A 13,678-nucleotide genomic window follows, 5' to 3' on the forward strand; every position below is an offset into this window, starting at 1 on the left:
CGGGGGACCGGGGGCTCACAGCGCGCAGCTGTCCGTACCCACCTGCTCGTTCGCCGTACGCCCCTGCTGGATGTCGGGCTGGATCTCGTCCGCCGTGAGGGCGTACCCGGTCTCGGAGTCGTCGAGGGACTTGGCGAAGACCACGCCGTACACCCGGCCGTCGGGGGTGAGCAGCGGGCCGCCCGAGTTGCCCTGGCGGACGGTCGTGTACAGCGAGTAGACGTCACGGCGGACGGTGCCGCGGTGGTAGATGTCCGGGCCGTTGGCCGTGATGCGCCCGCGCACACGCGCGGCGCGCACGTCGTACGAGCCGTTCTCGGGGAAGCCCGCGACGATCGCGCCGTCACCGCCGGCCGCGTCCTGCGCGGAGAACCTGAGGGCGTTCGCCTTCAGGTCGGGTACGTCGAGCACGGCGATGTCGCGCTTCCAGTCGTACAGGACCACCTTGGCGTCGTACCTGCGGCCCACGCCGCCTATCTGCACGGTGGGCGCGTCGACACCGCCGACGACATGCGCATTGGTCATGACGCGGCCGCCCGCGAAGACGAAACCGGTGCCCTCCAGGACCTTGCCGCAGCTGGAGGCGGTGCCGGTGACCTTGACGATGGAGCGCTGGGCGCGCACGGCGACCGGGCTGTTCGCGAGGGCCGGGTCGGGCGGCCGGACGTCCTTGATCGGCTCGTTGGCGAACGGGCTGAAGACCTGCGGGAAGCCGTTCTGCGCGAGGACGGAGGAGAAGTCCGCGAACCACGTGTCGGCCTGCGCGGGCAGCGCCCGGGAGACGCCGAGGAGCACCTTGGAGCCGCGGACCTCCTTGCCGAGCGTCGGCAGGGTGGTGCCGGCCAGGGCGGATCCGATCAGCCAGGCCACCAGCAGCATGGCGACGACGTTGACCAGGGCGCCGCCGGTGGCGTCCAGCGCGCGGGCCGGGGACCAGGTGATGTACCGGCGCAGCTTGTTGCCGAGGTGGGTGGTCAGGGCCTGGCCGACGGAGGCGCACACGATGACGACGACCACGGCGACCACGGCGGCGGTGGTGCCGACGTTCGCGTTGCCGGTCACGGCGTCCCAGATCACGGGCAGCGTGTACACGGCGACGAGGCCGCCGCCCAGGAACCCGATCACCGACAGGATGCCGACGACGAAGCCCTGGCGGTAGCCGACGACCGCGAACCAGACGGCCGCGACCAGCAACAGGATGTCCAGCACGTTCACGGGATCACCCTGTCATGACCGCCAGTCGAGTGGGACCTGCTTCTCTCTGTCCCAGGGGCGCTCCCAGCCCGCGAAATGCAGCAGGCGGTCGATCACCCCGGCCGTGAAACCCCACACCAGGGCCGATTCGACCAGGAATGCCGGGCCTCGGTGGCCGCTGGGGTGGACGGTGGTGGCGCGGTTGGCGGGGTCCGTGAGATCCGCCACGGGGACCGTGAAGACCCGCGCCGTCTCGTTCGGGTCGACGACGCCGACCGGGCTGGGCTCGCGCCACCAGCCGAGCACGGGTGTGACGACGAAACGGCTGACCGGGATGTACAGCGCGGGCAGCACGCCGAAGAGCTGGACGCCGGACGGGTCCAGGCCGGTCTCCTCCTCGGCCTCGCGCAGCGCGGCCCTGAGCGGTCCGTCGGTGTGCGGATCGCCGTCCTCCGGGTCGAGCGCGCCGCCGGGGAAGGACGGCTGCCCGGCGTGCGAGCGCAGCGAGCCGGCGCGCTCGATCAGCAGCAGCTCCGGGCCGTGCTCACCCTCGCCGAACAGGATCAGCACGGCCGACTTGCGGCCCGAGCCGTTCTCCGGCGGCAGGAAGCGGCTCAGCTGGAGCGGCTCGACCGTCTCGACGGCCCGCACCACCGGCGCCAGCCACTCCGGCAGCCCCTCCTTGCTCAGCGTCACCGCCTCGCCCCGCGTCTCACTGGTCCTCGCCATCGCCACCCCCGTCGCTCTGCCCGTCCAACGCCCGAGAACCCCGAGATCGTTCCGTCACGCGGCCCCCAGTGGCGGGGCCGGCCTGCCGCCCGCGTCGAGGTAGGCCTGCGGGGGCTTGAGCCGTTGGCCGGGGAAGCCGCCCTTCTCGTACTTCAGGAGCTTCTTCGCCTTCTCCGGGTCGGTCTCGCCCTCGCCGTAGGCCGGGCAGAGCGGGGCGATCGGGCAGGCGCCGCAGGCGGGCTTCCGGGCGTGGCAGATACGGCGGCCGTGCCAGATCACGTGGTGCGACAGGTCGGTCCAGTCACTCTTCGGGAAGAGCGCGCCGACGGCGGCCTCGATCTTGTCCGGGTCGGTCTCGTCGGTCCACTGCCAGCGCCGCACCAGCCGCTGGAAGTGGGTGTCCACGGTGATCCCGGGCCGCCCGAAGGCGTTGCCGAGCACGACGAAGGCGGTCTTGCGGCCGACGCCGGGGAGCTTGACCAGGTCCTCCAGCTTCCCCGGCACCTCACCGCCGAAGTCCTCCACGAGCGCCTTGGAGAGCCCTATGACCGACTTGGTCTTGGCCCGGAAGAACCCGCAGGGACGCAGGATCTCCTCGACCTCCTCCGGGTTGGCGGCGGCCAGGTCCTCGGGCGTCGGGTACTTCGCGAAGAGCGCCGGGGTGGTCTGGTTGACGCGCAGGTCGGTGGTCTGGGCCGACAGCACGGTGGCGACCAGCAGCTGGAAGGGGTTGTCGAAGTCCAGCTCGGGGTGGGCGTACGGATACACCTCCGCGAGCTCGCGGTCGATGCGGCGGGCACGGCGGACCAGGGCGGTCCGGGACTCGTCCCTCGGCGGCTTCACGGCGACCTTCTTGACGGGCGCCGCCTTCTTCACGGCCACGGCCTTCCCCGTCGCCACGACCTTCTCGACGGGGGCGACCTTCTTGGCCGAGCCCGCCTTCTTGGCAGCTGCTGCCTTCTTGACTGGACCCGCCTTCTTGGCCGGGGCAGCCTTCTCGGCCGGGGCAGCTTTCTGGCCCGGCGTTGCCTTGGCCGGCGCTGCCTTCTTGGCGGCACCCGTCTTCTCGGCCGGGGCAGCCTTCTCGGCCGAGCCCGCCCTCCGGCCCGGCGCTGCCTTCTCGGTCGGCGCGGCTTTCTTGGTCGGCGCGGCCTTTTTTGCTGTTTTTCCGGTTTTCTTACTGCCGCCGGAGCTCTGTTCGCCCACAGCGGAATCACGACGTACAACCACCCGCCAAGCCCCCTAGGCCCGTGCTCTCACCGGCGATTTGGACACCCGGCCAGCCTAAGGCCCGGCACCGACATCCGCCCCGGACCCCGGCGATCGGCCCCCGATTGGACCCCTGACGCTTACCTCGGGACACCTGTGCGGCATCCTTGTGACAGATCACACTGTTTGGACCGTCCGGCAAAATGGGGAACACGGTCCCCTGGCACTCGGGGGAGCAAGATCCCCTGAGCAGGTCGACAAGGAGAGAACTCAGTGGACGACGTTCTGCGGCGCAACCCGCTCTTCGCGGCTCTCGACGACGAGCAGGCCGCGGAGCTTCGCGCCTCCATGAGTGAGGTGACCCTCGCACGCGGCGACTCCCTGTTCCACGAGGGCGACCCGGGCGACCGGCTGTACGTCGTCACCGAGGGCAAGGTCAAGCTGCACCGCACCTCCCCCGACGGCCGCGAGAACATGCTCGCCGTCGTCGGCCCCGGCGAGCTGATCGGTGAGCTGTCGCTCTTCGACCCGGGCCCGCGTACGGCGACCGCGACCGCGCTGACCGAGGTCAAGCTGCTCGGCCTCGGCCACGGCGACCTCCAGCCCTGGCTCAACGCCCGCCCCGAGGTGGCCGGCGCCCTGCTGCGCGCCGTCGCCCGCCGCCTGCGCAAGACCAACGACGCGATGTCCGACCTGGTCTTCTCCGACGTCCCCGGCCGCGTGGCCCGCGCCCTGCTGGACCTGTCGCGCCGCTTCGGCGTGCAGTCCGAGGAGGGCATCCACGTCGTCCACGACCTCACGCAGGAGGAGCTGGCCCAGCTGGTCGGCGCCTCGCGCGAGACCGTGAACAAGGCGCTGGCGGACTTCGCCCAGCGCGGCTGGCTCCGCCTGGAGGCGCGGGCCGTGATCCTGCTGGACGTGGAGAGGCTGGCGAAGAGGTCGCGCTGACGCGGGGCTGACGCCGGTCCCGTCCGTACGGCCTCGGGCTCCGCGCCGAGAAAATGTGCCGCGCGTTCGCCTCGCGGGCGGCACAGTGGCCCCATGGCTGAAACGATCCGTCGGCCCGGGCTCGACGACCAGGGCTTCATTGCGCGCGAAGGCGCCCTCGCGCGCGTGCCCGGCGTTTTCCGTCCCGTCGTGGCCGCAGCGCGCGCCGCGCTGCCGGAGGTCTTCGGGGCGCGGCTGCACAGCGCCTACCTCTACGGATCGATCCCGCGCGGCACCGCACGCGTGGGCCGCAGCGACCTGGACCTGCTCGCTGTGCTGCGGGAGGAGCCGACCGAGGCGGACCGGGAGGCCGCACGGACACTGGACGAGGCCCTAGACAAGGAGTTCCCGCAGATCGACGGCGTCGGCACGCTGCTGTCCAGCCGGGACCGGGCCCTCAGCGACCTGGAGCGGTACGACCTGGGCTGGTTCGTCGCCTGTCTATGCACCCCGCTGCTCGGTGAGGACCTCGCCGAGCAGCTGCCGCGCTACCGCCCCGACTCCCTGCTCGCCCGCGAGACCAACGGCGACCTGGCGCTGTGGCTGCCTCGCTGGCGGCAGCGGATCGCGGACGCCGGGGACACCGAGGAGGCCCGCCGGCGCCTTGTGCGCTTCATGTCCAGGCACCTCGTCCGCACCGGCTTCACGCTCGTCATGCCCCGCTGGAACGGCTGGACCAGCGACCTGCGGGAGATGGCAGAGGCGTTCGCCGCCTACTACCCGCAGCGGGGCGCACAGCTGCGTACGACGGCGGAGTACGGCTACGAACCCGTCGGCGACCCGGAGGTACTGCACACGTACGTCGACGACCTCGGACCCTGGCTCGCCGACGAGTACGCGCGCGTGCACGGCGTCAAGGCGCCCAGGCCGGACTAGCCGGGAGCCGGGGCTAGATCAGCCCGTGCTCGCTCAGGTAGTCCAGCTGGGCCCGTACCGACAGCTCCGCCGCCGGCCACAGGGAGCGGTCCACGTCGGCGTACACGTGGGCGACGACCTGCGCCGGGGTGCGGTAGCCGTCCTCGACGGCCGTCTCCACCTGGGCGAGCCGGTGGGCGCGGTGGGCGAGGTAGAACTCGACGGCTCCCTGGGCGTCCTCCAGGACGGGCCCGTGGCCCGGCAGGACGGTGTGCACGCCGTCGTCCACCGTCAGGGACCGCAGGCGGCGCAGGGAGTCCAGATAGTCGCCCAGCCGGCCGTCGGGGTGCGCCACGACGGTCGTACCGCGCCCGAGGATGGTGTCACCGGTCAGCACGGCCCGGTCGGCCGGGAGATGGAAGCACAGCGAGTCCGCGGTGTGTCCGGGCGTCGGTACGACCCTCAGCTCCAGGCCGCCGACGGTGATCACGTCCCCGGCGGCCAGGCCCTCGTCGCCCAGGCGCAGCGCCGGATCGAGGGCACGCACGCGCGTGCCGGTCAGTTCCGCGAACCGGGCGGCGCCCTCGGCGTGGTCGGGGTGGCCGTGGGTGAGCAGGGTCAGCGCTATGCGTCTGCCGGCCTTCTCGGCGGTGTCGACGACGGTGCGCAGATGGCCGTCGTCCAGGGGCCCCGGGTCGATCACCACGGCGAGGTCGGAGTCGGGCTCGGCGACGATCCACGTGTTGGTGCCGTCCAGGGTCATCGCGGAGGCGTTGGGCGCGAGGACGTTGACGGCCCGTTCGGTGGCGGGGCCGGAGAGCACCTGGCCGCGGGGCTGGCCCGGCAGCGCGCTTGCGTCGGTCATGCGGGGCCTCCACCCGTCGTCTCGGCCGTCGTCGGAGCCGTCGGGATGTGCTTCGTGAACTCCTCGTGCCCCGGCCAGGACAGGACGATCTCGCCGTCCTGGAGGCGGGCGCGGGCCAGCACCGGCGTCATGTCGCGCCCGGGGGCCGCGGTGAGGGTCTCGGCGGCGGTGGCGTACGGCAGCAGCTGGCGCAGGGTGGCGATGGTGGGCGGCATCATCAGCAGCTCGCCCTTGTCGTAGCGGGCGGCGGCCTGAGCGGGCCGGATCCACACCGTGCGGTCGGCCTCCGTGGAGGCGTTCCGGGTGCGCTGGCCCTCGGGCAGGGCGGCCACGAAGAACCAGGTGTCGTAGCGGCGTGCCTCGAACTCGGGGGTGATCCAGCGGGTCCAGGCACCGAGCAGGTCCGAGCGCAGGACCAGCCCGCGCCGGTGAAGGAACTCGGCGAAGGACAGCTCGCGCGCGACCAGCGCGGCCCTGTCCGCCTCCCAGTCCTCCCCGGTGGTGTCGCCGACGACCGACTCCGCGTCGGGCCCGGCGAGCAGGACACCAGCCTCCTCGTACGTCTCCCGTACCGCCGCGCAGACGATCGCCTGGGCGCCCGGCTCGTCGACGCCGAGCCGCTGCGCCCACCACGCGCGCGTGGGGCCCGCCCAGCGCACCAGACGGTCGTCGTCGCGCGGGTCGACACCGCCTCCGGGATACGCGTACGCGCCTCCGGCGAAGGCCATGGAGGCGCGTCTGCGCAGCATGTGGACCGCGGGGCCGTCCGGCGTGTCCTTCAGGAGCAGCACCGTGGCCGCGCGCCTGGGGGACACCGGGGTGAGGGTGCCGGCCGCGAGCGCGCGGATGCGGTCCGGCCACTCCGGGGGGTACCACTGACCGTTCGCCATGGGCGGAGGCTATCCCGTGTAGGGCGAATGTTCGAGAGGTACCCGAGGTCAGAGGGGTCGCGCTGGGCTGCCGGGGTGGGTCACGGGGCGAGCCGTGGGGTCACGGGGCGAGCTCGACCTGGATCTCGACCTCGACCGGCGCGTCCAGCGGGAGCACCGCCACGCCGACCGCGCTGCGGGCATGCACGCCCTTGTCGCCGAGGACCTCGCCGAGCAGTTCGCTGGCGCCGTTGACGACACCGGGCTGCCCGGTGAAGTCGGACGCGGAGGCGACGAAGCCGACGACCTTCACCACGCGCGCGATGCGGTCCAGGTCGCCGACCACGGACTTCACGGCGGCCAGCGCGTTCAGCGCGCAGGTGCGGGCCAGGTCCTTGGCCTCCTCCGCCGTGACCTCGGCGCCGACCTTGCCGGTGACCGGCAGCTTGCCCTCGACCATCGGCAGCTGGCCGGCGGTGTAGACGTACACACCGGACTGCACGGCCGGCTGGTACGCGGCCAGCGGCGGTACGACCTCCGGCAGGGTCAGCCCCAGTTCGGCCAGCCTGGCCTCGACCGCGCTCATGCCTGCTTCTCCCGCTTCAGGTAGGCCACGAGCTGCTCGGGGTTGTTGGGCCCGGGCACGACCTGGACGAGCTCCCAGCCGTCCTCGCCCCAGGTGTCCAGGATCTGCTTCGTGGCATGGACGAGCAGCGGCACGGTGGCGTATTCCCACTTCTTGGTCATGGGGCCGACTGTAGCCGCTGTGGCCGGTGGGGCAGGCGGCCGACCGCCGCCGACGTTGTCCACAGGCGGGGCGGCCGACTGTGAGCTGCGTTATCCACAGCCTCCCGCGTGAGTGTCGGGCGGACTGGTTAGTCTCGAAGGCGTGAGCAGGCTCCAGGTCGTCAGCGGCAAGGGCGGGACCGGAAAGACGACGGTCGCCGCCGCACTGGCGCTGGCCCTCGCGACCGAGGGGAAGCGGACGCTTCTCGTCGAGGTCGAGGGCCGGCAGGGCATCGCCCAGCTCTTCGAGACGGAGGCGTTGCCGTACGAGGAGCGGAAGATCGCGGTCGCTCCCGGCGGCGGCGAGGTGTACGCCCTCGCCATAGACGCCGAACTGGCCCTTCTGGACTACCTCCAGATGTTCTACAAGCTGGGCGGCGCGGGCCGGGCCCTGAAGAAGCTCGGCGCGATCGACTTCGCCACCACCGTCGCACCGGGCATCAGGGACGTGCTGCTCACCGGCAAGGCGTGCGAGGCCGTGCGCCGCAAGGACCGCTCCGGCAGGTTCGCGTACGACTACGTCGTCATGGACGCCCCGCCGACCGGCCGCATCACCCGCTTCCTGAACGTGAACGACGAGGTGGCGGGCCTGGCGAAGATCGGCCCGATACACAATCAGGCGCAGGCGGTGATGCGCGTGCTGAAGTCGCCGGAGACGGCCGTGCACCTGGTGACGCTGCTGGAGGAGATGCCGGTCCAGGAGACCGCCGACGGCATCGCCGAACTCCGCGCGGCACGGCTGCCGGTGGGCCGGGTCATCGTGAACATGGTCCGGCCGGAGGTGTTGGACGCGACCGACCTGGAACTCGTACGGGCCGTGGAGCGTTCCTCCCTCGCACGGGCGCTCTCGGCCGCGGGTCTGGGCGGGGCCCGGCGCGGCGGGAACGCGGAGAAGCTGGTGGACCCGCTGCTGCGGCAGGCCGCCGAGTACGCCGAGCGGTACGCGCTGGAGCAGGAGCAGCGCGCGGTCCTCGGCGAGCTGGGCCTGCCGCTGAGCGAACTGCCGCTGCTCGCCGAGGGCATGGACCTGGCGGGCCTGTACGAACTCGCCACCGAGCTGCGGAAGCAGGGGTTGACATGAGTCCGGACCCGGCCGAGGCGACGCGCGAGAAGGCCCACGGTCTCTCCCCCGCGCGCGTGCTGGACATCGACCCGCTGCTCGACGACCCGAAGACCCGGATCGTGGTGTGCTGCGGCTCGGGCGGGGTCGGCAAGACGACGACCGCGGCGGCCCTCGGCCTGAGGGCGGCCGAGCGGGGCCGCAAGGTGGTCGTGCTCACCATCGACCCGGCCCGGCGGCTGGCCCAGTCGATGGGCATCGACTCCCTCGACAACGTCCCGCGCCGGGTCAAGGGCACCGACGGCGACGGCGAACTGCACGCCATGATGCTCGACATGAAGCGCACCTTCGACGAGGTCGTGGAGGCGCACGCGGACCCCGAGCGGGCGGCCACGATCCTGGCGAACCCCTTCTACCAGTCGCTCTCGGCGGGCTTCGCGGGCACGCAGGAGTACATGGCGATGGAGAAGCTGGGCCAGCTGCGCGCGAAGGACGAGTGGGACCTGATCGTCGTCGACACCCCGCCCTCCCGCTCCGCGCTGGACTTCCTGGACGCGCCGAAGCGGCTCGGCTCCTTCCTGGACGGCCGCCTGATCCGCCTCCTCACCGCTCCCGCCAAGCTCGGCGGACGCGCGGGCATGGCCTTCCTCAACGTCGGCATGTCGATGATGACCGGCACGCTCGGCAAGCTGCTGGGCGGTCAGCTGCTGAAGGACGTGCAGACCTTCGTGGCCGCGATGGACACCACCTTCGGCGGGTTCCGCACGCGCGCGGACGCCACGTACAAGCTGCTCCAGGCGCCCGGTACGGCGTTTCTGGTGGTCGCGGCTCCGGAGCGGGACGCGTTGCGCGAGGCGGCGTACTTCGTGGAGCGGCTGGCCGCGGAGAGGATGCCGCTGGTGGGCCTGGTGCTGAACCGGGTGCACGGCAGCGGCGCCGGGCGGCTGTCGGCCGAGCGGGCGCTCGCCGCCGCCGAAAATCTTGAGGACCCTCGCATTGTGGATCAGGGGGGCGGGAAGGCTGGACTTCGTAACTCTCCCGACCCATACGGCAGTTCGCGATCTCCCGCATCCGATGCCGCAACCGACGCCCCGGCTTCCGAGGAAGGCTCCCCCGCCGATACGGAGCGCTCCGTCGACCGGCTCACCGCGGGTCTGCTGCGACTGCACGCCGATCGCATGCAGCTGCTCTCGCGCGAGCAGCGCACGCGTGACCGTTTCACCGCCCGTCACCCCGAGGTGGCGGTCGTCGAAGTACCCGCGCTGCCCGGCGATGTCCACGACCTCGCCGGCCTGCGCGACATCGGCACCCGGCTGTCCGCGGGCGCGGCGGACGGGACGGAACTGCCGTAGCCGGCACGGCCAGGAACCTACGGCTGCGGGGCGGGGCCGGGCCGCAGGGCTTGCGCACGGTGCCGGGCGGCGGGTCGTGCGCGGCGCGGGCGGGCGATCGTGCGTAAGTGCGGGCGGGCGGTCATAGGTGCGGCGGCCGGCCGTCGTACGCGCGCGGGCGGTCGCAGGCGTGCCGACAGCCGCCGTACGCGGGCGGGCGCACGAGCGACGGGGGCGCGGTCGCACCAGCGCGGGGTGGGCCGCCGTACGCGCGCAGGCTATCGGCGTACGCGCGGGGCCGACGTCGTACGCGGGCGGCTGGTCACACGCGTGCCGACAGCCGCCGTACGCGGGCGGGCGGTCGCACGAGCCAGGCGCGGGTCGGTCGGCGTACGCGTGGGGTGGCAGTTCTGCATGCGTGGCGCGCAAGCGCGGCAAAGCCGGCAAGACCCGCAAAGCGCTGGGCGTCTCGGCTGGCTCGAACGGGTGGCGCAAGGCCGGTCGTGGCTTCCCCAGGCGTAGGCCGGACCGGCGCTTTCCGCGCCCCCCGCGGCTCCCTCAGCTCACCGCCGCGTAGTTCTCGTACACCTCGTCGTTGTCGAGGGGCACGATGCCCGTCCCGCGCTCGTACTCCGAGCGGGCGGTCTCCAGCAGTCTGCGCCAGGAGGTCACGGTGGGCCGGCGGCGCAGCAGTGCGCGGCGCTCCCGCTCCGTCATGCCTCCCCACACGCCGAACTCGACGCGGTTGTCCAGCGCGTCGGCCAGGCATTCGGTGCGTACCGGGCATCCGGTGCACACCGCCTTGGCCCTGTTCTGCGCTGCTCCCTGAACGAACAGTTCATCCGGATCGGTAGTGCGGCAGGCAGCCTGCGCACTCCAGTCGGTTACCCAGCCCATACCGGCGCCGTCCTCTCCCGAATCGAGGCTCCCCCACGGCGGCAGCGGCATATTCACCGCTGCCAGTTGAGGACGTTACGGAAGGTGGGCACAGCGCAACACCCCCTTCGGGCCCAATCTTGAATGGCCCGAACGGACTATGGGTAAGCGGCAGATCACCCGCGGGAGTGAGCTGACGACATGTGCGACCATCCCGGCAAACCGGGACAGCTGTGGTGCGCCACAACGGGCGCCGGATGACACACGAGGCGGATTCGGACACGTCCCCCTCAGGAGACGGCCACGCCCCCGCCGGAAAAAACGGGGTACACCCGGAACGATTCGGGGTCGCCGGACGTATTGATTACGTGACCGCACTGCTGTGACAGTTGAGAGCAGCTTAGGCCAAGGCCTGCGCGCGTGTCCGGCGAATGGGAAGGTACGGCGTCCCGCTTTGCCGTGCCGTGATGCGGTCGCTCTTTCGGAACGCTCATCAGTACGGATTAGGCTGCCCCCATGCCAAAGAAGCGCTCGGGCGGTGGTCTGTCGCCCACGCAGCAGGCCGCCAAGTTCCTCGGTGTCAGTGTGCTCGCCGGAGCCCTGATGGCGGGCATCGCGCTGCCCGCGGCCGGCGCGCTGGGCCTCGCGGCCAAGGGCTCGGTCCAGAGCTTCGACGAGATCCCGGCCAACCTCAAGAGCCCCCAGCTCAGTCAGCGCACGACCATCCTGGACAGCCAGGGCCAGCAGATCGCGTCCGTCTACTCCCGCGACCGCACGGTGGTGGACCTCAAGGACATCTCGCCGTACATGCAGAAGGCGATCGTCGCGATCGAGGACTCCCGCTTCTACCAGCACGGCGCGATCGACCTCAAGGGCGTCCTGCGCGCCCTGAACAAGAACGCGCAGGAAGGCGGGGTCGCCCAGGGCGCCTCCACGCTCACCCAGCAGCTGGTGAAGAACTACTTCATCGAGGAGGCCGGCGACGACCCGACGAAGGTCGCCGAGGCCACCCAGCAGACCCTCGGTCGCAAGATCAAGGAGCTGAAGTACGCGATCCAGATCGAGGAGAAGCTGGGCAAGAAGAAGATCCTCGAGAACTACCTGAACATCACCTTCTTCGGCGAGCAGGCCTACGGCGTCGAGGCCGCCTCCCAGCGCTACTTCTCCAAGCACGCCAAGGACCTGAACCTCCAGGAGTCGGCGCTGCTGGCCGGCATCGTGCAGTCCCCGAGCCGGTACGACCCGGTGAACGACGAGGCGGAGGCCACCAAGCGGCGCAACACCGTGCTGCAGCGCATGGCGGAGGTCGGCGACATCTCCCAGAAGGAGGCCGACCAGGCCAAGCAGCAGCCGCTCGAACTGCACCCGAGCCAGCCCAAGAACGGCTGCATCACCGCCGTCAAGGGCGCCGGCTTCTTCTGCGACTACGTCCGTGACGTCGTCCTGAACAACCCGGTCTTCGGCAAGTCCAAGGAGGCCCGGGCCAAGCTGTGGAACCAGGGCGGCCTGACGATCCGTACGACCCTCGACCCACAGGCGCAGGACTCGGTGCAGGCGTCCATCAAGCAGCACGTCTACCAGTCCGACGCGGTGGCGACGGCCGCGACCATCGTCGAGCCGGGCACCGGCAGGATTCTCGCCATGGGCCAGTCCCGCCCCTACGGCTTCGGCCAGAACGAGACGCAGATCAACCTCTCGGTCAACTCGGACATGGGCGGCGGCGCCGGCTACCAGCCCGGTTCGACGTTCAAGCCGATCGTCGCGGCGGCCGCGATCGAGGGCGGCAAGTCCCCGACGCAGCAGTACCCGTCGCCGTACGAGATGCCGTACCCGAGCCAGGTGCAGGCGTGTGACGGCAAGGTCTGGCGCAACGACCCGAACAACCCCGCCAAGCTGACGAACGAGAACCCGTCGGAGCACGGCCCGTACGGCATGAAGGAGGCGACCGCCAAGTCGGTCAACACCTACTACGTGCAGCTGATCGGCGACATCGGCATCTGCCCCGTCACCGAGATGGCGAAGAAGATGGGCGTACACCGTGCGGACGGCCGGGCGATCCAACAGGCCCCCTCCATCGCCCTCGGCACCCAGGAGGTGTCACCGCTGACGATGGCGAACGCATACGCCACCTTCGCCTCGCGCGGTGTCTACTGCACCCCGATCGCCATAGAGTCGATCACCCAGAAGGTCGGCAGCGCGGAAAAGTCCCTCCAGGTGCCGAAGTCGACCTGCTCGCGCGCGATGTCGGAGAAGACCGCCGACACCATCAGCACGATCCTCAAGGGCGTGGTCGAGGACGGCACGGGTCAGCAGGCCGGCCTCCAGGACCGCCCGAGCGCGGGCAAGACGGGTACGACGGACGAGCGCTACGCGGCCTGGTTCGTCGGCTACACCCCGAACATGGCGGGCGCGGTCTGGGTCGGCGACCCGGCCCACAAGCGCCAGATGAAGAACATCAGCATCGGCGGCGTCTGGAACGACAAGGTCTACGGCGGCCAGGTCCCCGGCCCCATCTGGCGCGACATGATGACCGGCGCGCTCAGCGGCAAGCCCGTGACGGACTTCCACCTGATCGACATCCCCGACGACAACAAAAAGGGCGATGGTCAGGGAAAAGGACACGGGGGGAACGACGGGGGCAAGAACGGAGCCAGCACGGGCGGGATCGGCGGACTGATCGGCGGACTGACGGCCGGCGGCACGGCTGACGGCGGCACCACGGGCGCCACGACCGGCGGCCCCTTCCCGACCCCGACCATCTCCCTCCCGGGCAACTTCATCCAGGGGCAGACGAACGGCGGAAGCAAGGGGAACGGCAACGGGGGCTGGCGGGGGTAACCCGCTGATGTGAGTACGGCGGCGGGGCCGCACCCTTGGCGCAGGGTGCGGCCCCGCCGCCGTAAGCCGGACGTGTCTG

General features: G+C 71.3%; 13 protein-coding genes. 5 read left to right on the top strand and 8 right to left on the bottom strand.

Annotated elements, in window-relative coordinates; translation table 11 throughout:
• Positions 1-15 precede the first annotated feature (15 nt).
• Genes ACWC2T_RS03330 through nth form a run of 3 tightly spaced genes read right to left on the bottom strand, consistent with a single transcriptional unit; the run spans position 16 to position 3,129 of the window.
• The gene (locus ACWC2T_RS03330; protein ID WP_450668772.1) at positions 16-1,215 is read right to left on the bottom strand and encodes a MarP family serine protease; all 1,200 of its coding nucleotides are present in this window, start codon (positions 1,213-1,215) and stop codon (positions 16-18) included.
• Positions 1,216-1,227: 12 nt separating this feature from the next.
• Positions 1,228-1,923 carry an NUDIX hydrolase gene (locus ACWC2T_RS03335; RefSeq protein ID WP_450668773.1) on the bottom strand — a complete coding sequence of 232 codons (696 nt, stop codon included), beginning with the start codon at positions 1,921-1,923 and terminating at the stop codon, positions 1,228-1,230.
• 54 nt (positions 1,924-1,977) lie between these two features.
• Entirely contained in the window at positions 1,978-3,129 is a 1,152-nt protein-coding gene (gene nth / locus ACWC2T_RS03340) for an endonuclease III (RefSeq protein WP_450668774.1), read from the bottom strand.
• Positions 3,130-3,405: 276 nt separating this feature from the next.
• Here nth and ACWC2T_RS03345 point away from each other — a divergent pair, with 276 nt between their 5' ends.
• Both ACWC2T_RS03345 and ACWC2T_RS03350 read left to right on the top strand, forming a co-directional pair.
• Complete coding sequence (locus ACWC2T_RS03345) at positions 3,406-4,080, top strand: Crp/Fnr family transcriptional regulator (RefSeq protein ID WP_014674022.1); 675 nt, start codon at positions 3,406-3,408, stop codon at positions 4,078-4,080.
• Between the two features lie 93 nt (positions 4,081-4,173).
• Positions 4,174-4,995, top strand: coding sequence for a nucleotidyltransferase domain-containing protein (locus ACWC2T_RS03350; protein ID WP_450668775.1), 822 nt, complete (start codon positions 4,174-4,176; stop codon positions 4,993-4,995).
• Between the two features lie 13 nt (positions 4,996-5,008).
• Here the strand turns inward: ACWC2T_RS03350 and ACWC2T_RS03355 are convergent, their stop codons facing one another.
• The 4 genes from ACWC2T_RS03355 to ACWC2T_RS03370 all read right to left on the bottom strand — a co-directional run bounded on the left by ACWC2T_RS03355 (position 5,009) and on the right by ACWC2T_RS03370 (position 7,455).
• Complete coding sequence (locus ACWC2T_RS03355) at positions 5,009-5,839, bottom strand: MBL fold metallo-hydrolase (RefSeq protein ID WP_450668776.1); 831 nt, start codon at positions 5,837-5,839, stop codon at positions 5,009-5,011.
• Positions 5,836-6,729: an NUDIX hydrolase gene (locus tag ACWC2T_RS03360; protein WP_450668777.1), complete on the bottom strand. Its 894-nt coding sequence runs from the start codon at positions 6,727-6,729 to the stop codon at positions 5,836-5,838. The genes ACWC2T_RS03355 and ACWC2T_RS03360 overlap by 4 nt, the downstream gene beginning before the upstream one ends.
• A gap of 100 nt (positions 6,730-6,829) precedes the next feature.
• The gene (locus tag ACWC2T_RS03365; protein WP_450668778.1) at positions 6,830-7,294 is read right to left on the bottom strand and encodes a RidA family protein; all 465 of its coding nucleotides are present in this window, start codon (positions 7,292-7,294) and stop codon (positions 6,830-6,832) included.
• Entirely contained in the window at positions 7,291-7,455 is a 165-nt protein-coding gene (locus ACWC2T_RS03370) for a DUF4177 domain-containing protein (protein ID WP_136744038.1), read from the bottom strand. Before ACWC2T_RS03370 ends, ACWC2T_RS03365 begins: the two co-directional genes overlap by 4 nt.
• Positions 7,456-7,597: 142 nt before the next feature.
• On the opposite strand from ACWC2T_RS03370, the gene ACWC2T_RS03375 reads away from it, so the two are divergent.
• Together ACWC2T_RS03375 and ACWC2T_RS03380 are read left to right on the top strand one after the other, a co-directional pair.
• Positions 7,598-8,575 (top strand): ArsA family ATPase, encoded by a 978-nt coding sequence (locus tag ACWC2T_RS03375; RefSeq protein ID WP_450668779.1) that lies wholly within the window; start codon positions 7,598-7,600, stop codon positions 8,573-8,575.
• On the top strand, positions 8,572-9,906 hold the full coding sequence (locus tag ACWC2T_RS03380) for an ArsA family ATPase (protein ID WP_450668780.1): 1,335 nt from the start codon (positions 8,572-8,574) through the stop codon (positions 9,904-9,906). Before ACWC2T_RS03375 ends, ACWC2T_RS03380 begins: the two co-directional genes overlap by 4 nt.
• 537 nt (positions 9,907-10,443) lie before the next feature.
• Here the strand turns inward: ACWC2T_RS03380 and wblA are convergent.
• Complete coding sequence (wblA, locus tag ACWC2T_RS03385) at positions 10,444-10,782, bottom strand: transcriptional regulator WblA (protein WP_063777071.1); 339 nt, start codon at positions 10,780-10,782, stop codon at positions 10,444-10,446.
• 495 nt (positions 10,783-11,277) lie between these two features.
• On the opposite strand from wblA, the gene ACWC2T_RS03390 reads away from it, so the two are divergent.
• Complete coding sequence (locus ACWC2T_RS03390; RefSeq protein ID WP_450668781.1) at positions 11,278-13,599, top strand: transglycosylase domain-containing protein; 2,322 nt, start codon at positions 11,278-11,280, stop codon at positions 13,597-13,599.
• Positions 13,600-13,678 lie beyond the last annotated feature (79 nt).

It is taken from the genome of Streptomyces sp. NPDC001393, from assembly GCF_053597455.1.